The organism is Ruegeria sp. HKCCD6604, from assembly GCF_013110635.1.
Lineage (GTDB): Bacteria > Pseudomonadota > Alphaproteobacteria > Rhodobacterales > Rhodobacteraceae > Ruegeria.
Map to the genome: position 1 here is coordinate 22501 of NZ_WVQW01000008.1, position 17732 is coordinate 40232.

Below are 17732 nucleotides of genomic sequence, written 5' to 3' on the forward strand. Positions count from 1 at the left end.
TTGGCGATAAATCTTTCCCCCGAAGGGCACATACGGTATTACTCTCCGTTTCCAGAGGCTATTCCGTACCAAAGGGTATATTCCCACGCGTTACTAACCCGTCCGCCGCTCACCCCGAAGGGCGCGCTCGACTTGCATGTGTTAGGCCTGCCGCCAGCGTTCGTTCTGAGCCAGGATCAAACTCTCAAGTTGAAAGGCTATTGCTAACCTATCCTTGACGTTCGAACCTCTGCACATCTCATCAGGAGGCTAATCCTGATGAAGTCTTCTGTTTGATGTACACTGGTTTCATCAGAAACCGGTGAACCACTCAAACAGTGAAGCTGACACTAGATCATCGGCCGAAGCCTACTAGCGCGATATACAGACATTCAATCCGTCGAAACGAACCAAACCGCCCACATATCTCTTCAGTTATCCATCAATGTCAAAGAACAAAACACCCAGAGCCAAAAACCAGACCGTTGCGCCAATCCCTCAGCGCGCCCGCCTAAATCCTAACCTCAGATGCCCCCGGTCTCTCCCGAGCGTCTCAACCGTCTTTCCAGTCCGTCAGGCCGTCTCTCCGACCCGTCAGCACCGCCTCAGCAGCGCCGGTGAAGGGGTATTTACGGATTAGGTCTGAGACCTGCAACCCCCATTTTCAAAAAACTTTGCATTTCGCGTCGTTTTCTTGTGTTTGTTAACCAAAACAATAAGTTAACTTAACAAATCAAGAACTCCATGCCGCCTGGAACGTGCGGATATCCCAAGAAGGAACCACAAAACTTGCCCTTGCGGGGGAATCGAGCGGTTCGGCAGACAGAAACGACCTGCAAAACCTATCTGCACCTTTCGTGCAGCCCGGACCCGCCCATCAAGAAAAGGCTGGGTCACGCAAGAAACTGACTTTGGGTCACAGTTGTTTTTTTGCTCCGTTAACGCACTCTCACCGGGAAGGTGGTAACTCTGCCCGACCAGTCAAGAAAACGAAATCGTCGCAAGAGGTGCGCAAGACAGCATGGATTTCGACTATATCATCGTCGGCGGCGGTTCGGCCGGTTCTGTTCTGGCCAATCGCCTGAGCGAAGATCCATCCACACGTGTCTGCCTGCTTGAAGCAGGTGGCAGTGGGAAAAGCCTTTTCGTTAGAATGCCTGCCGCTGTTGTGACCGCACTTCCCGGGCGTCCAAGGATCAACAACTGGGCCTTTGAAACGGTCCCGCAGCCTGGTCTGAACGGGCGCAGAGGATATCAACCTCGCGGCAAGGCACTGGGCGGCTCGAGCGCGATCAACGCCATGTTGTATGTAAGAGGTCAGCGGCAGGACTATGATGGCTGGGCCGATCTGGGCTGCGACGGCTGGGACTGGGACAGCGTATTGCCGTATTTCAAACGGGCCGAGAACAATGAGCTTGGCGCAGACAGCGTGCATGGTGACAGCGGGCCGTTGCAGGTTTCACGGCAAAAAGAGCCTCGTCCAATCACCCATGCGTTCATTCAAGCCGCACAGCAGCTGCAACACCGCCATACCGAAGACTTCAACCGGGGTGATAACGAAGGCGTCGGTCTGTATCAGGTTACCCAGTTTCACGACCCGGCAAAGAATGGGGAACGGTGTTCCGCGGCAGCTGGTTATCTTTTCCCAGTTTCCGGCCGACCGAACCTAACTGTCATCACGCATGCACATGCCAGCAGGCTGCGCTTTGAGGGCAAGCGCGCGACGGGCGTTGTATACCGGGTGAGAGGCAAGGGCGCAGACATCACCGTTCAGGCGAAGCGCGAAGTCCTGCTGTGCGCAGGGGCCTTGAAAACGCCGCAGCTGCTTCAGGTTTCAGGTGTTGGCGCAAAAAGCGACCTTGAACCGCACGGAATCGCGATTCACCACGAACTGCCTGGCGTGGGACGGAACTTGCAGGATCATCTGGATTTCGCGCTGATCTTCAAAACCAAAGACACCGACAATTTTGGTATCGGCCCGACAGGGGCAGCGCGGTTGTTGCGACATATTCAACGGTGGAACAAGACGGGTGTCTCGATGGCGGCTACGCCATTTGCCGAAGGCGCAGCGTTTCTGAAAACCACCCCCGATCTGGAGCGCCCCGACATTCAGCTGCATTTCACCATCGCAATGGTCGATGATCATGCCCGCAAGCTGCACTACGGGTACGGGTACAGTTGCCATGTTTGCAAGCTGCGGCCGGAAAGTCGGGGGACCGTAGGCCTGAACAGCGCAGACCCCACGGCGGCGCCCGCCATCGATCCGGCGTTTCTGTCAGACAAACGCGATCTGCAAACCATGATCAAAGGCGCGCTAATGGCGCGGGATATCCTCAACGCGCCAGCTTTGGCCAAGTACCGGCACAAAGAACTGTTCGGCACCGATACCGCCCAGACCGATCAGGATTGGGAGAAGCACATCCGCGCCCGCGCCGACACGATCTATCACCCCGTGGGCACCTGCAAAATGGGCGTGGACGAAATGGCGGTCGTCGACCCCCAGCTTCGCGTGCGCGGGCTTGAAGGCCTGCGAGTCGTCGATGCCTCGGTGATGCCGACATTGGTGTCGGGCAATACAAACGCGCCCACGATCATGATAGCCGAAAAAGCGGCGGACATGATCAAAGCGGCGGCGATGTAAGGACGCTACTTGCCTTTCATCAGAGCTTCCAGCCCGACACGGTAATTGGGATAGATCAGATCAATACCCAGTTCTTCCTTGATCCGGTCGTTTCGAACCCGCTTGTTTTCGTTGTAGAAACTGCGCGCCATCGGCGTCAGATCGGCGTCGTCGAACCGGACCGCAGGAGGCAGGGGCAAACCCTGCAACTCGGCTGCGTATCCTATGACATCCTGCGGCGGGACCGGTTCGTCGTCACATACATTGTAGATGCTTCCCGGATTCGGCTTCATCATCGAGGCCTTCAAGATCTGCGCGATGTCTTCCACATGAATGCGCGAAAACACCTGCCCCGGTTTGATAATGCGCCGCAATCCACCACGCTTGAGCTTGGAAAACGGACCGCGTCCCGGCCCATAGATACCCGCTAGACGGAAGATGTGAACAGGCAGGCCCGGAATGGCCGACCATTGCTCCTCGGCCAGCATACGCCATCTTCCGCGCTTGGCGGTCGGTGTGGGCGGCGTGTCCTCATCCACCCAACCACCCTGATGGTCGCCATAGACGGCCGTTGTCGACAAGTAGCCCACCCAATCGAACTGACTGGACCGCTTGGCAATTTCATCGCCCAGCGCCGCCAGCACAGGATCACCCGCTTCATCTGGCGCCGTCGAGATCAGCAAATGGGTTACCCCATCAAGGTTCAGTGCATCACCCGGCCAAATCAGCGGCTCGGCGCCAGAGGCCCGGATTGCACCCGTCCCTTCAAGGTCTCGCGTCGTGCCAAAAATTTTCCAGCCCTTAGGGGCAAGTTTTCGGGACAGGGCCTGGGCAGAATAGCCATGGCCGAATGAAAAGAGCGTCTTGGTCATGCCCCTTTGATGATCTGCGTCGTACCGGGATGCAAGCGCCGCATGGACGCACTTGAATCGAATCTTCGATTGCGCCTTTCTGTTGGCCATGAGCAAAAAAACACCTGACCTGCATTCGGCCTATGCGCTGAGTTCTCCGGACGAGAACAGACAGCTCTATGCGGAATGGGCAGGAGATTATGATGACAGTTTCGCCGCGCGCGAAGATTATCAGCTTCACACCCACACGGCACGGGCATTTGTCGGCGCGGGCGGTCAGGGGCCCGTTCTGGATGTCGGAGCAGGAACCGGCCTGTGCGGCGCGGTGTTGTCGGCGCTTGGCGTCGGACCCATTGATGCAACCGACATCAGCGCAGAGATGCTGGATCAGGCGATGAGCAAGGACATTTACCGGGACGTGATCGAAGCGGACCTGACCCGAGGCATTCCGGTGCCCCGTGAAAGCTATTCCGGCATCGTCTCTTCCGGGACCTTCACCCACGGCCATCTCGGCCCCGAGGTCTTTCCCGCGCTTTTGCGTGTCGCACGGCCTGGTGCGCAGTTCGCTCTTTCGATCAATGCCCGTCATTTCAAAAAATTGGGTTTCGCAGAAAAACTGCGTCAATTGGAACAGGGTCAAATTCGAAATCTGACCCTGCCCGAAGTTCGCATTTATGGCGATCTTGCTGCTGGCCCCAACAAAGACGACACGGCGTTCATTGCTTTGTTTGAGCGGGTTTAAACTAAGGCAATCACGCCGAAACCATCAGGTGTACATCTGCTTTTTGTACGCGCGCGTACGCGTTGTCGCCTCAGCCGAGCCATCGTGGTAGGTGCCGAACCACTTGTCGAACGGGATTTCGGACGTGCCGTAGTTGCACTCGAAATACCTGTGATGAAGCTGGTGGAAGAAATCCCCAGCTCGCGCAGCCTCGGTTTCGCCAGCTTTCAGTTTTTCGAACCCTGAATGGGACAGAACCGGGCTGATTTGCTGGAATGAACTGTGAAACAGCAGATGCAGCGGATGAGACGGCACAATCAGGTGGATGAAGTAGGTGGTGAAATACAGCAGGTTTTCATACCAGTGGTTCGAAATCCCAGACCAGGGCCCGATATTGACATTGCGGTGATGCACGGCGTGGACGTGTTTGTAGAGCTTTGGGTGATGCTCTAGCCGGTGCACCCAGTAAAAGTGCAGGCCAGACCACATCGGGATGAACATCATCCAGACCACAAACCAAACCGGAGCTTCAGCCCAGGTGATCGTCGGCGCCCAGCCGTTGGCCATCGCCCAGTAGATGATCCACTGGTAAACAGTGGCAACCGTCATGGCGCTGCCCAGCGTCCACCAGATATTGTCCCAAACCTGATTGCGGAAAGTAAACGTTCCGTTGTTCCGTGTCAGATCCCGGCGGTCGAACTTTTTATACATGCCCTGCCCTTTTCGCATGTAAAGCCACCAATGCAGCCCCCCAGCCACCAGGATTTGCGGCACCATGTTCAACAGCCAGATCCGGAACATCCAGCCGGGGGCAAAGCTCTGCATCGTCTCTAATGCAGGGAAAAAGAAGGCATAGGCAATTATCGCCAGAACCATGCACAAGGTCAGGGACGTGATCTGCAACCACGCGCCGCTGTACCATTTCAGCACTGCCGCGGGGCGCGGTGGCCAGCTGAACAAAGGGTTCAGACCCACGGGACCTTCGGGGTGATAGTGCCAGCGGGCGGTTTCGGGATCCGGGGCGATATCCGTCATGATGCTCTCTTTGGGATGTGCAGTCAGTTTGCGTAGTCTGATTCCTCTGCGTCGAGAATCGCTTTGATCTCACGCAGGTGCGCCTCGGCCTGATCGGGATAGTCATCCAGCTCAAGCGCTGTTTTTTCGGCAATCTCATCCGACAAGACACGCAGGGGCAGCCCGGTCTGCAAGGCACGAATGTAGGTTTCGGCCGCGCGTTCGAAATAATACAGCCTGTTGAAGGTATCCGCAGGGTCGCTGCCGATGACCAGAACACCGTGATTGCCCATGATCATGACCTTCTTCCTGGGATCGGACAGCATCCCTGCGCAGCGCTCACCCTCGCTTTCAAAGGCCAGACCTCCGAATTCTTCATCTACCACGTAGCGGTTGTAAAAGGTCGCCGTGTTCTGATCGATCGGCGGCAATGAACTGTCGGCCAAAGAGGCCAGAACAGTCGCAAAGATCGAATGCACATGCATGACGCAACGCGCATGCGGGCAGTGGCGGTGGATTGAACCGTGCAGCCCCCAGGCCGTCGGGTCCGGCGCGCCAGGTAGTTCCATCACATTCGGGTCATTGGCATCCAGCAACAATAGATCCGAGGCACGAATGCGCGCAAAGTGCACCTGATTGGGGTTCATCAGAAACTGCGTGCCGTCATCATTCACCGCCAGGCTGAAATGGTTGGCAACCGCCTCGTGCATGTTCAACCGGGCCGTCCAGCGGAAGGTGGCAGCCATATCCACGCGCTCGGACCAATGGTCGATATTGGGACGAAGACTGGTGAGGCTCATGCTTGGCTCCTTTCGCGGCTGGTCGTGGCCAAACCTGCATGGGGCCCGGCAGTTTGACCAACGAAAAAAACGCAACTATCCCATTAGCTGAACTTATGCCGAGGTTATGTAGATGCAGAACTCGCTTCCTCCGCTGGGCTGGTTGCGCACTTTCGAAGCCGCCGCACGCCATCTCTCGTTTACCGGCGCGGCACGAGATCTGAACATGACGCAAAGCGCCGTCAGCCAGCAGATTAAATCTCTGGAAGGGCATCTGGGGCAGCCACTGTTTCTGCGCCGCCCCAAAGCTCTGGAACTGACCGAGGCCGGAATCACCTATCTGCCAGTTGTGCGAGAGGCATTCCGGACACTGATGCGCGGAACCCGGGCGGTTACCGGCGCGCAACCAAACGCGGTTCAAGTGCAATGCAACATCAGCTTTGCCGTCAACTGGCTGGCCCCGCGCCTGCCGGCGTTTCGGGCGGAACATCCACATGTTCAATTGAACGTCTTCACCGAGCTTTGGGAACCGCGCGAAATGGCCGAAGGCGCAGCGGTCGAGATTCGGTTCTCGCTCCGCCCGTCCGACACGGTCCGAACTGAAATTCTGCGTACCGAACACTATTATCCGGTCTGCGCACCAGATTATCCGGTATGCTTGGAAAACCTTCAGGAACAGCCACTTTTCGACTGCTCCAACCTGCTGTCCAACTGGCCAAGTTGGGCGGAAGATCAGGGTCTGAATTGGGAAAATCCGCCGATAACCTACGCGACGACCTATCTGGTTTGCCTGACAGCGGTCATGGCTGGCGGTGGTCTTTGCCTGGCACATGACACGATCGCCAGTCATCTGATCAAGCGCGGTCAGCTGGTCGCGCCGTTCAAGCACCGTGCGCGAATGCCCGAGTCCTACTATCTGCTGCTGTCGCCGCAGGCCGAGGACACACCCGGCGCCGTGGCCTTTGCCAACTGGGTGCGGCGTGAGATCGGGTCTGAGGTGTAATGGGAAACGCGCGCGCCAGAACCAAAAGACGTGCCCAACATGTATGAGGAATCCCCAAGACCGAAGAACCGGGGTTGCACCCGCTGGCGCATTCGTGAAAGTTGAGCCATGGAATACACACCTTTCCCAAGCTGGCCCGATGTCGCCCCCAAATTGATCGCAGTTGCAGCCGGACGCGAGGCGGCGGACATGGTCATTCAGGGCGGAATCTGGGTGAACGTACACAGCCGCGAATTGTTGCCCGATCATTCTGTGGCGATTGCTGCCGGGCGCATAGCATTCGTCGGACCGGATGCCTCGCATTGCGTGGGTCCGGATACGGAAATCATCGATGCACAAGGGCGCTACATTTTGCCCGGCTTGTGTGATGCGCATATGCATATCGAATCCGGAATGCTCACCCCAGCCGAATTCGCCCGTGCCGTCATCCCGCATGGAACCACCAGCATGTTCACCGATCCGCATGAGATCGCCAATGTGCTGGGTCTGGACGGCGTGCGCATGATGCATGACGAAGCCATGATGCAACCGGTCAATATTTTCACCCAGATGCCATCCTGCGCGCCATCCGCACCGGGGTTGGAAACGACGGGCTATGAAATCACACCCGAAGACGTGGCCGAGGCAATGAACTGGCCGGGTATCATCGGGCTGGGCGAGATGATGAATTTCCCGGGCGTGATCCACTGCGACCCCAAGATGCTGGCCGAGATTGCAGCCACTCAACGGGCCGGGAAAACGGTCGGAGGGCACTATGCTTCGCCTGATTTAGGGCCTGATTTTGCGGCTTACGTCGCGGGTGGCCCGGCGGATGATCACGAAGGCACATGCGAGGCCGACGCCATTGCACGGGTTCGGCAGGGGATGCGCTCGATGATGCGTCTGGGGTCGGCCTGGTATGATGTGGAAAGCCAGATTACGGCCGTAACAAAAAAAGGGCTGGATCCGCGCAACTTCATTCTGTGCACGGATGACTGTCATTCCGGCACATTGGTGAATGACGGGCATATGAACCGCGTCGTGCACCATGCCATTGCTTGCGGATGTGACCCCCTGGTCGCGCTGCAAATGGCGACGATCAACACGGCGACGCATTTCGGGCTGGAACGCGAGATCGGTTCCGTTACTCCGGGGCGGCGGGCGGATATCATCCTCAGCTCGGATCTGACCGAACTGCCGGTTGAGATCGTGATAGCCCGCGGGCAAGTTGTCGCGGAAAACGGGGCAATCAAAGTGGATTGTCCACATCTGAACTGGCCCGAAAAATCGCGCAATACCGTTCATCTGGGGCATGCGCTGACGTCGGCCGATTTTGAGATCAAGGCACCGGAAGGGGCCAACAAAGTTCAGGCCAACGTCATCGGCGTGGTTGAAAACCAGGCCCCGACCAAGGCGTTGAAGGCCGAATTGCCGATCATTGGCGGGCTCGTCGAGGGCGAAGGCGAAGTGTGCCAGATCGCGCTGGTCGAGCGGCACCAGGCCACCGGGGGCGTCACCAACGCTTTTGTTTCGGGCTTTGGCTATCAGGGAAAAATGGCCATGGCCTCGACCGTGGCGCATGACAGTCATCACATGATCGTCGTGGGTACGGACCGGGATCAGATGGCGCTGGCCGCCAACCGTCTGGCCGAAGTGGGCGGTGGCATCACCTTGTTCCGAGACGGGCAGGAACTGGCACTGGTCGAGCTGCCCATCGCAGGCCTGATGTCCGACAGCCCCGCCGCCGAAGTCGCGGCCAAGGCCGACAGGATGGTGCAGGCGATGCAGGACTGCGGCTGTCATCTGAACAACGCGTACATGCAGCATTCATTGCTGGCGCTGGTCGTGATTCCCGAACTTCGAATATCGGATCTCGGGTTGGTCGACGTACGCACATTCGAAAAAATAGAACTTCTGGAACCATTGGCATGACCACACTCCTGACACCGCAAGCACCCGCGCCAGAACAGTTTACCGATCCCGCCGCCGCTGTTGCACGGTTGGAAGAGCTGTATGTGCAGGCCACCGATTTCCTGTGCGACAGCTTTGCGGACGCCATGGAAAATGGGGCACCTGCCGCACGATTCAGAGCCTATTATCCGGAAATTCGCATCAAAACCTCGACCTATGCCCAAGTCGACAGCCGCCTGAGCTTTGGTCATGTGTCTGAACCTGGTGTTCATGCCACGACAGTGACGCGTCCGGATCTGTTCAGATCCTACCTGACCCAACAGATCGCCCTGTTGATCAAGAACCATGGTCAGCCTGTGACAATTGCGGCGTCGGACACGCCGATTCCGGTGCATTTTGCCGTGGCAAACAATCCCGATCTGGTCGTGCCTCATCAGGGCGCGGCCGACTTCACCCTGCGCGATGTGTTTGATGTTCCGGACCTGACAACCACCAATGATGACATCGTCAATGGCGTGCATGACCATGAAGATGCCGTTGGACCCTTGTCCCTTTTCACCGCCCAGCGCGTGGATTATTCGCTTGCAAGATTGGCACACTACACCGCCACCGACGCTGGTCACTTTCAGAATCACGTGCTGTTTACGAACTACCAGTTCTATGTCTCGGAATTCGAGAACTACGCCCGAGAACAATTGGCGGACCCTGCCAGCGGCTATACCGGCTTTGTTTCAACCGGCAATGCCGAGATCACGGACCCAAAGGCACCTATCGAACAACCGCTGAAACTGCCGCAAATGCCGACCTATCACCTGAAGCGCAAAGATGGTTCGGGAATTACTTTGGTGAACATCGGTGTTGGCCCATCCAATGCAAAAACCGCCACCGACCATATTGCCGTTCTGCGCCCGCACGCGTGGCTGATGGTTGGCCATTGCGCCGGGTTGCGCAATACGCAGGCATTGGGCGATTTCGTTCTGGCCCACGCCTATCTGCGCGAAGACAAGGTCCTGGATGACGATCTGCCTGTCTGGGTGCCGATCCCGCCTCTGGCCGAAGTTCAGGTGGCGCTGGAACACGCCGTGGCCGAGGTGACGAAATTGGAAGGGTATGAGCTGAAACGGATCATGCGGACCGGTACCGTGGCTTCGGTCGACAACCGAAACTGGGAATTGCGCGATCAGTCCGGCCCGGTCCAGCGACTCAGCCAATCCCGGGCAATCGCGCTGGATATGGAAAGTGCCACCATTGCCGCGAACGGCTATCGGTTCCGCGTTCCGTACGGCACTTTGCTGTGCGTGTCGGACAAACCCCTGCACGGAGAATTGAAGCTGCCGGGCATGGCGTCTTCGTTCTATACCACTCAGGTCAGCCGACATCTGGCCATCGGCATCAAGGCGATGGAGCATCTGCGCGGCATGCCGTTGGAGCGTTTGCACAGCCGGAAACTGCGCTCCTTCGACGAAACGGCCTTCCTCTGACGCAAAAAAGCAACGTTTTCCCCATATTTTTAGGGGTTTCAGCGCTACTATTCGTTGTGTTTGGCCACAATATCCCGTTACAGTTACGCGGTGAGGCCCTATAGATCGGGCACGTTAAGGAGACCAAGAAATGGCAAAGCCTATGACAAAGACTCAGCTGGTTGCTGCTCTCGCTGAGGAAATGGGAACCGACAAGAAATCCGCGAACTCCGCGCTGGAGGCCATCACCGGCCTGATCACCCGCGAAGTTTCGGCCGGTGGCGCAGTGACCCTGCCCGGCGTCGGAAAAATCTACTGCCGCGAACGCCCCGAGCGTCAGGTTCGCAACCCGGCCACTGGTGAGACCTTCACCAAAGAAGCCGACAAGGTTGTGAAAATGACCATCGCCAAAGCGCTGAAAGACAGCGTGAACGGCTGATTTCAGCTTTTCGGAACAACGATAAAGGGCCGCCTGTGGGGGGTCCTTTTTCTATCGTCTTGAATATGTTGTGCCTGTCGGGTTTGAACCCGTTTCACACAGCACGTTTCGGCCCGGAATTCACCACCCAAGTGAAAATGCGACTTCAGGGTCAGAGAACTGGCAAAATCTTGCCGTGGCGTTGGCGGGCCTCTTTTCAAAGCTTGTCCGATCACCTTACAACTTCGTCAATCTTCGAACCGGCAATGAAGTATCTTGCAAAACAGCGTCTGTAGAAAGAGAACGACTTGGCCGCGCTTGTCTGGCAGCACCCGTTCCGCGATTGCGGTGGGTCTTATCACTCTTGTCTCTGCCTGCGCGCAAAGCACCACCAATGAAAATCTCGACCCTGAACGTCAGTTGATGGCGCTGCAAGAGGTCTCGAAAAAGCGGGCCAGAGGGCAAAGAGTATGGTGCGTGCCCTACGCCCGAGACCTCAGCGGTATTGAAATTCGCGGCAACGCGAAGGACTGGTGGGGAAGGGCGCAGCAAGTGTTTGAGCGCGGCAAGGAACCGGTTGTTGGTGCGGTTATGTCGTTTCGGGCGACCCGCGGAATGCCCCTGGGCCATGTGGCTGTCGTATCCGATATCCTCACCAACCGGGAAGTCATCGTGAATCATGCCAACTGGCACCGAAACAAGGTGTCGTTGAAGATGGGCGTCAAAGATGTCTCAAAAAACAATGACTGGACGTTGGTTCGGGTTGAAAGCCAACCGGGCCGCTACGGCAATCCCTACCCGGTAAACGGGTTCATCTATCCGGCGGTTGACGAATAGCCTTGCCCAACTTCATTTCACGGGCGGGTTGATTGCAACGCGGGCAACATTCCTTTTGATCGTGCCGTAAAGGCAGCCGCCGTCCGGGTTGGGATGTCGCGTGGTTGAAAAGCCCGCAGATTGTCCAAAGCTGCAATATTGTCGGTAAAAACAGAAACGGGCACCAGAGGTGCCCGTTTCTGTTTTGTGTCTCTGGTCCGGTCAGTGGACCGTTTCAACCTTGTGGAAGTCCAGATCACGATCTTCTGGCATCGAGTCGATGCTCAATACCTCCTGGCGTTTGGTGATCAGGATATAGACGACACAAGCCAGATACAGTCCAACTACGACCGCTCCGATCCACTGGATTTGCAGCCACTGGCTTTGGAACAGCAGGGTCAGGACAAACAGCAGCGCGACGTTGCCCGCCACATAGATCGCCTTTCCGAACCGCTCGACGGTCAGGTTCAGGTTGTCGGTGTACAGACGGATCAGCGAGTCCAGAGAGTTGATCACGAACGTTACACCTACGATCACCATCGCAATGTTGGTGATGCCAGCGGTACTGATGCCGTTCAGGTGGTAATAATAAAGTACAGTGAACCAGATCCCCAGCGGGATCGACGGGAAGATCAACAGCGCGGCCAGCAACTGCCATGTGGTCAGACCACCCACAAAGCGCGACGTAAACTGTCCGATCATGATCGACCATGCAAACCACCAGAACAGGTAGAACGCGTGATAGTCGGTCAATGGCAGGACGAACTTGTGCAGGTTGGCGAAATAGGCGCCGATATTGCTGCCGGTTTCCACGAACCCGGTCACGCCCATACCTGCGGCTGCCCACATGCCCAGAATCAGGGCAAGGAACAGAAAGGTCGAACCGACGGACAGGATGCGAACGTATTTCAGATCGGTCGAGGAATAGGCCGCCGCCAGAATGACGACAAACACGATGATGTAGAAGGTGGTAACGACGGATTCACCATCTCCGACCTCGGGCAGATAGCCGGGCAGGTAGATCAGGAACAGGCTGGCGGTGAAGGCGCATGTGCCAATGATCACCACGTTGTTGATCAGCTTGACCAGCGGGATCTCAAAGAACTTCACGCGGGGTTCTATCACGCAGAAGTAGAAGGCCGTCAGGAAATAGAAGGCCCAGATCAGAAAACCCCAGAATCCGAATTCGATCGCCAGCGGGTTGGCAAAGGCATAGGCCGGGTCCTCGGCGTATCCTCCGAATTCGGTCAGTGGAAACATGATCAGGCCGACATCCAGGCCGGATGTGAACAGAATCGCGATGAACGTGAACAGATGAACCGGTGTCACGCCGACACAGCGCAGGTTCCACCATTTCACGACGAAGAAAGCGACCAGCCCCAATGCCAGCAGGACGCCGAACGATAGAATGTACTCCAGAAGCACCGACAAACCTCCCTTGATATGTCAGGTCCTGCCGCCGATATCTTTAATTGGCCAGTCAATCAATAAAATCATGCGCAAGACTTTTCTTGCATCACGCATGTGTCTTTTTTGACGCGCACCGCTTGCGACCGATCCCAAAATCAGGAACAGTCCGCGCAAAGTGACAGGGGGTCTCCATGGATCTGCGCGCCATAGCCATGGGGCTGACATTTGCCCTGATCTGGTCATCTGCCTTTACCTCGGCGCGTATTATCGTGGCGGATGCGTCCCCTCTGTTTTCGCTGGCCTTGAGGTTTCTGATCTCCGGTGTTCTGGGGGTCATGATAGCTCGCGCGATGGGGCAAAGCTGGCACCTGACCCGAAACCAATGGCGCGCAACGATATTGTTCGGAATCTGCCAAAATGCCCTTTATTTGGGTCTAAATTTCTATGCGATGCAAACGGTCGAGGCTTCGGTCGCGGCCATAATCGCATCCACCATGCCCTTGTTGGTGGCGCTGGCGGGGTGGTTGATTTTCGACGAAAAGCTGCGGCCACTGGGTGTTTTGGGTCTGTTCGCCGGTTTCGCCGGAGTCGCCCTTATCATGAGCAGCCGGATCAGCGCGGGTGTTGATATGTTCGGGGTCGCGCTTTGCGGTTTGGGTGCTCTTGCCTTGACCTTTGCAACCTTGGCCGTTCGCGGTGCAACATCCGGCGGGAACTTCATGATGGTCGTCGGCTTGCAGATGCTGGTTGGTTCAGCCGCGCTGTTTGCGGCTGCTCCGGTCTTTGAAACCATCTACATCCACCCGACGCTGCCACTGGCGCTGGCCTTTACCTACACAACCCTTTTCCCCGGTTTGCTGGCGACACTGATCTGGTTCCTGCTGTTGGACCGGATCGGAGCCGTTCGGGCCGCCACCTTCCACTTTTTGAACCCCGTGTTCGGGGTCACCATCGCGGCGATCCTGCTGGGCGAGAAGCTAGGCGCCATGGATGCGGTTGGCGTCACGGTTACAACCCTTGGCATTCTTGCGGTTCAGCTTTCACGCCAGCCCGCTCAGGGCAGCAGGGCTTCGACCTGAGACAGCAGTTTGCGGGAATCGGGTTTTACATTTGACCCGAAAGTCGCCGCGACTTCACCCTCAGGATCGATCAGGATTTTGTTGAAGTTCCACTTGGGCGTGAACCCGGTCTGCGCGGCAACGGCCTTGTAGAACGGGTGAGCGTCAGCCCCTTTGACCGGAGTGATATCCGTCATCGGCAGGGTCAGCCCATAGTTCATCTCACAGAACTGTTTCACCTCTTCCGCGGACCCAAGTTCCTGATTGAACGAATCCGACGGAACCGCAAGAACGACCAGCCCTTTGCCGGAATAGGCCTCATGTACCTTTTGCAGAGCCTTGTATTGCCCGGTAAACCCACATTGTGACGCGGTGTTGACCACCAGGATGGGTTGGCCGCGCCACTCTTCGATGGCCAATGTGCCTCCGTCGATCGAGTCGAACTCACCGGTCAGCGGTGCCGCCTGAACGGCGCGGCCCAGCAAGATCAGGGCAGTCAAAAGCAGCAATCTCATCATGTCTTGTCCTCCCTTTAATTCAGATACGCGTGACTCTGTTGTTCAGATCACTTGCACGACTGCGAGAGCGGTTTGAAATATCGCTTTGCTTTCCACCCCGCAGCCCCCAGATAATGGCGCAAACACTATTTCAGCCGGAGGATCCATGACTCGCTATACCAAAGACCCCACGGCCATTGCTGCGCTTTCGCCCGAAGAGTTTCACGTCACCCAGCGCAGTGGTACAGAACGTCCGGGCACCGGGAAATACCTGAACAACAAGGAACCCGGTATTTATGTGGATATCGTATCGGGTGAACCGCTGTTTGCCTCGACCCACAAATACGAATCCGGGTGCGGCTGGCCCAGTTTCACCAAGCCGATCGTGCACGAACATGTCGAAGAGTTCCGCGATACCACGCATGGCATGATCCGGACCGAGGTTCGTTCGAAACACGGCGACAGCCATCTGGGGCATGTCTTCCCGGACGGTCCGCGTGAACATGGCGGTTTGCGGTACTGCATCAACTCTGCCTCGCTTCGGTTCATTCATCGGGATGAGATGGAAGCCGAAGGTTATGGCGAATACCTGATTCATGTGGAGGATATTTGATGACCGAGCAACGCGCTGTACTGGCCGGGGGCTGCTTCTGGGGGATGCAGGACCTGATCCGCAAACTGCCGGGCGTGTCACGTACGCGTGTCGGCTATACCGGCGGTGACGTGCCCAACGCGACCTATCGCAATCACGGCACCCACGCGGAAGGGATCGAGATCTGGTTCGATCAGTCTCGGATCAGCTATCGCGACCTGCTGGAATTCTTCTTTCAGATCCATGACCCGACCACGGTCAACCGTCAGGGCAACGATATCGGCATGAGCTATCGATCTGCGATCTACTACGTGGATGACTCGCAGAAACAGGTGGCCCTGGACACCATCGCCGACGTGAATGCCAGCGGCTTGTGGCCCGGAAAAGTCGTGACCGAGGTCGAACCTGTCGGAGAGTTCTGGGAAGCCGAACCAGAGCATCAGGATTATCTGGAGCGGATTCCGAACGGCTATACCTGCCACTTCCCGCGTCAGGATTGGGTCCTGCCCAAACGCTCAAGCGCAGCAGAATAAAGCACCACCTGCCCGGCCCCTCTGAAGCTTTCAGGGGGGCTAGCCCGCGGCCACCCGTGGACGTCCGCTTGCCTCGACCGTGATCAGGGCCTCGACAAAAACGTCCTTTGCCTCGACTCGCGCGGTTTTGATGTCACGATCCACGATCACGCGAATGTCTTCTGCGCCGGCTTCTCGTACTGCACCCTCTGCTTCGGACATCAAAACCTTTTCCAACAGGGCCAGGGCTTCCTCTGACGCGGCGAAGTCCTTCGGGCCATCCTCCAGATGCACACGATATCGCCCTTCCGCCGGGGATGTGACGGTGCCCGAGCGACGCAGGGTCAGCCGCCCCACGACAGCACCAATCGCATTTGCCACGCCCGCATGTTCCGGCAGGATCATTCGGCAGTGCAGCCGTTCACCCACCGCAGGGTAATAGCTGGGGGCCGACGCCCCAAGGCCAACCACATCCACATTCAAAGCAGCGCTCAGCGACAGCAACCCACGGTGTTGTGCCAACCCGCGCTGTGTCAGCACATGACGCGCCAAGTCTTGCGAAGGCAGACCAAAACCAACCTGCTCTTCGTCAAAAGCAGCCTCTAACAAGGTCAAACTGGTCTGTTCCGTCAATTGATCCACGATCATCTGGGCCAACGCTTCGGGAGAGTTTGCCAACATATCCCCTGACCCGACCCGTTTGCGTGCCATCAGTTCCAATGCCTTGCGCGCCGCATCGACATCCCAGGCACGAACCCGCCCCAACACGTGGCTGGCATCAGATGGCGTAACCCCAGACACCTGGATGATTCCGCGATCGACCAGGCGCATCAGCGCCCCGTTCTCCATCCGCGAACGCAGCAAGGAGCTCAGGGGCAGAACGCGATCTCCCAGCCTCTCCAGCAGGCTTTCTTCCCGCGCGCCGACTCCTTCAGCATGGATGCCGGGCACGCGGCGGGCAAAACGCGTATCATGCTCGCCCACGGTCGTGGCCCGCAATTGTTCATCCAGTACAGAATGCACAACGTCGGGCGCTTCTGATGCGATCAGCGAAACGGGCAACACGCGACGCGGGCCCAGGAAAACACCGCCCCGCAACCCTTCGGTCGCAACATGAACCTGACTGTCGCCGCCCAGACCGTGGGTTCGCATCGCCACGGCCTCGACCATGGTGCGAAACCCACCCACCTGCGCCCCGGCCGGGTCGATCGCGGGCTTTCCGTCCCGGATAAGTGCGACATCAGTGGTCGTTCCCCCGATGTCCGAGACCAGCGCATTGTCCGCTCCGGTAAGCCATCGCGCCCCGACGATAGAAGCCGCAGGCCCGCTCAGAATAGTCTCGATCGGTCGTTCCCGGGCCTGTTCCGCGCTCATCAGGGCGCCATCGCCGCGCACCACCATCATCGGCGCCGAAATTCCCAGCGCATGCAGTTGATCCTGTGCACGCCCGATCAATCGGTCGATCATCCCGATCAGCCGCGCATTCAGCACAGCCGTCACCGCGCGTTTCGGACCATTGAGCTTGGCGGACAAGTGATGCGAACAGGTCACCGGCGCCCCGGTTCTTTCCGAGATTATGCGCGCCGCTTCCAACTCGTGCGCCGGGTTGCGGGTGGCGAACTGAGCAGCAACCGCAAAGCCGGAAATTCCGTTATGCGAATCCAAAAAGGCCTCAAGCGCTGCGACATCCAAGGCGGCAGCCTGCCCGCCGGAATGGGTATGCCCACCGGCAATCACCAAGGCCGGATCGCCCTTCAGCGCCTCTTTCAGCCCGTGTTTTTCAAGATCACTGTCCTTGAACCCGATATAGATCAACGCGACACGACCACCCTGCCCCTCGACCAGAGCATTCGTGGCCAGCGTCGTCGACAATGACGCCATCGAGATCTGATCCGGCGTAACCTGCGCCTCTGCCAGCACAGACGAGATCGCCTTGCCCACACCAATCGCCAGATCCGCCCGGGTGGTCAGCGACTTGGCCGAGGCGATGACCTCTTTCTCATCCCTGATCAGCACCGCGTCGGTATAGGTCCCGCCCGTATCTACCCCCAAAGACAACGTCATCGGGTCCTCCTGTCTGTTCGCTGCGGATGGGTTTAGCGGTTATGCACG

Annotated in this window: 16 protein-coding genes and 1 rRNA gene (1 of these 17 running past the window's edge); 10 read left to right on the forward strand and 7 right to left on the reverse strand. The window is 57.6% G+C overall.

Translation table 11 applies throughout. The features are described from left to right. Positions 1 to 192 (reverse strand): 16S ribosomal RNA (locus GS614_RS17065); it reaches 1270 nt to the left of the window's first position. An 808-nt stretch (positions 193 to 1000) separates the two neighbouring features. Between GS614_RS17065 and GS614_RS17070 the strand changes: the two genes are divergently transcribed. Continuing rightward, entirely contained in the window at positions 1001 to 2620 is a 1620-nt protein-coding gene (locus GS614_RS17070; protein ID WP_171726883.1) for a GMC family oxidoreductase, read from the forward strand. A 5-nt stretch (positions 2621 to 2625) separates the two neighbouring features. On the opposite strand, the gene GS614_RS17075 is transcribed toward GS614_RS17070, so the two are convergent. Beyond that, positions 2626 to 3471 (reverse strand): SDR family oxidoreductase, encoded by an 846-nt coding sequence (locus GS614_RS17075; protein WP_171206534.1) that lies wholly within the window; start codon positions 3469 to 3471, stop codon positions 2626 to 2628. Between the two features lie 88 nt (positions 3472 to 3559). Between GS614_RS17075 and GS614_RS17080 the strand changes: the two genes are divergently transcribed. Continuing rightward, complete coding sequence (locus GS614_RS17080) at positions 3560 to 4192, forward strand: class I SAM-dependent methyltransferase (RefSeq protein ID WP_171726884.1); 633 nt, start codon at positions 3560 to 3562, stop codon at positions 4190 to 4192. A 24-nt stretch (positions 4193 to 4216) separates the two neighbouring features. Here the strand turns inward: GS614_RS17080 and GS614_RS17085 are convergent, their stop codons facing one another. After that, a complete protein-coding gene (locus GS614_RS17085) occupies positions 4217 to 5206 on the reverse strand; it encodes a sterol desaturase family protein (RefSeq protein ID WP_171330739.1) in 990 nt (329 codons plus the stop codon). Between the two features lie 23 nt (positions 5207 to 5229). Then, positions 5230 to 5985, reverse strand: coding sequence for a class II aldolase and adducin N-terminal domain-containing protein (locus GS614_RS17090; RefSeq protein WP_171726885.1), 756 nt, complete (start codon positions 5983 to 5985; stop codon positions 5230 to 5232). A 112-nt stretch (positions 5986 to 6097) separates the two neighbouring features. On the opposite strand from GS614_RS17090, the gene GS614_RS17095 reads away from it, so the two are divergent. From GS614_RS17095 to GS614_RS17115, 5 genes are all read left to right on the forward strand, one after another. After that, positions 6098 to 6967, forward strand: coding sequence for a LysR substrate-binding domain-containing protein (locus GS614_RS17095; protein ID WP_171726886.1), 870 nt, complete (start codon positions 6098 to 6100; stop codon positions 6965 to 6967). A 108-nt stretch (positions 6968 to 7075) separates the two neighbouring features. Beyond that, positions 7076 to 8878 carry an adenine deaminase gene (gene ade, locus GS614_RS17100; protein WP_171726887.1) on the forward strand — a complete coding sequence of 601 codons (1803 nt, stop codon included), beginning with the start codon at positions 7076 to 7078 and terminating at the stop codon, positions 8876 to 8878. After that, complete coding sequence (locus tag GS614_RS17105) at positions 8875 to 10338, forward strand: AMP nucleosidase (protein WP_171726888.1); 1464 nt, start codon at positions 8875 to 8877, stop codon at positions 10336 to 10338. Before ade ends, GS614_RS17105 begins: the two co-directional genes overlap by 4 nt. A gap of 130 nt (positions 10339 to 10468) precedes the next feature. Further along, positions 10469 to 10756: an HU family DNA-binding protein gene (locus tag GS614_RS17110; protein WP_117871130.1), complete on the forward strand. Its 288-nt coding sequence runs from the start codon at positions 10469 to 10471 to the stop codon at positions 10754 to 10756. Positions 10757 to 11053: 297 nt separating this feature from the next. Continuing rightward, entirely contained in the window at positions 11054 to 11572 is a 519-nt protein-coding gene (locus GS614_RS17115; RefSeq protein ID WP_253282583.1) for a CHAP domain-containing protein, read from the forward strand. A 201-nt stretch (positions 11573 to 11773) separates the two neighbouring features. Here GS614_RS17115 and GS614_RS17120 read toward each other — a convergent pair whose 3' ends face one another. Further along, positions 11774 to 12970: a BCCT family transporter gene (locus GS614_RS17120; RefSeq protein WP_171117252.1), complete on the reverse strand. Its 1197-nt coding sequence runs from the start codon at positions 12968 to 12970 to the stop codon at positions 11774 to 11776. 182 nt (positions 12971 to 13152) lie between these two features. Here GS614_RS17120 and GS614_RS17125 point away from each other — a divergent pair, with 182 nt between their 5' ends. Beyond that, a complete protein-coding gene (locus tag GS614_RS17125) occupies positions 13153 to 14040 on the forward strand; it encodes a DMT family transporter (protein ID WP_171726889.1) in 888 nt (295 codons plus the stop codon). Here GS614_RS17125 and GS614_RS17130 read toward each other — a convergent pair. Beyond that, positions 14016 to 14537, reverse strand: a complete 522-nt coding sequence (locus tag GS614_RS17130; protein WP_152459672.1) for a glutathione peroxidase — start codon at positions 14535 to 14537, stop codon at positions 14016 to 14018. The two genes, GS614_RS17125 and GS614_RS17130, sit on opposite strands and share 25 nt — an antisense overlap. Positions 14538 to 14682: 145 nt before the next feature. Between GS614_RS17130 and msrB the strand changes: the two genes are divergently transcribed. Beyond that, a complete protein-coding gene (msrB, locus tag GS614_RS17135) occupies positions 14683 to 15129 on the forward strand; it encodes a peptide-methionine (R)-S-oxide reductase MsrB (RefSeq protein ID WP_170345953.1) in 447 nt (148 codons plus the stop codon). Next, a complete protein-coding gene (gene msrA / locus GS614_RS17140; RefSeq protein WP_171171613.1) occupies positions 15129 to 15641 on the forward strand; it encodes a peptide-methionine (S)-S-oxide reductase MsrA in 513 nt (170 codons plus the stop codon). Before msrB ends, msrA begins: the two co-directional genes overlap by 1 nt. Before the next feature lie 39 nt (positions 15642 to 15680). Here msrA and GS614_RS17145 read toward each other — a convergent pair whose 3' ends face one another. Then, positions 15681 to 17684, reverse strand: coding sequence for a hydantoinase/oxoprolinase family protein (locus GS614_RS17145; RefSeq protein WP_171726890.1), 2004 nt, complete (start codon positions 17682 to 17684; stop codon positions 15681 to 15683). Positions 17685 to 17732: the final 48 nt, after the last annotated feature.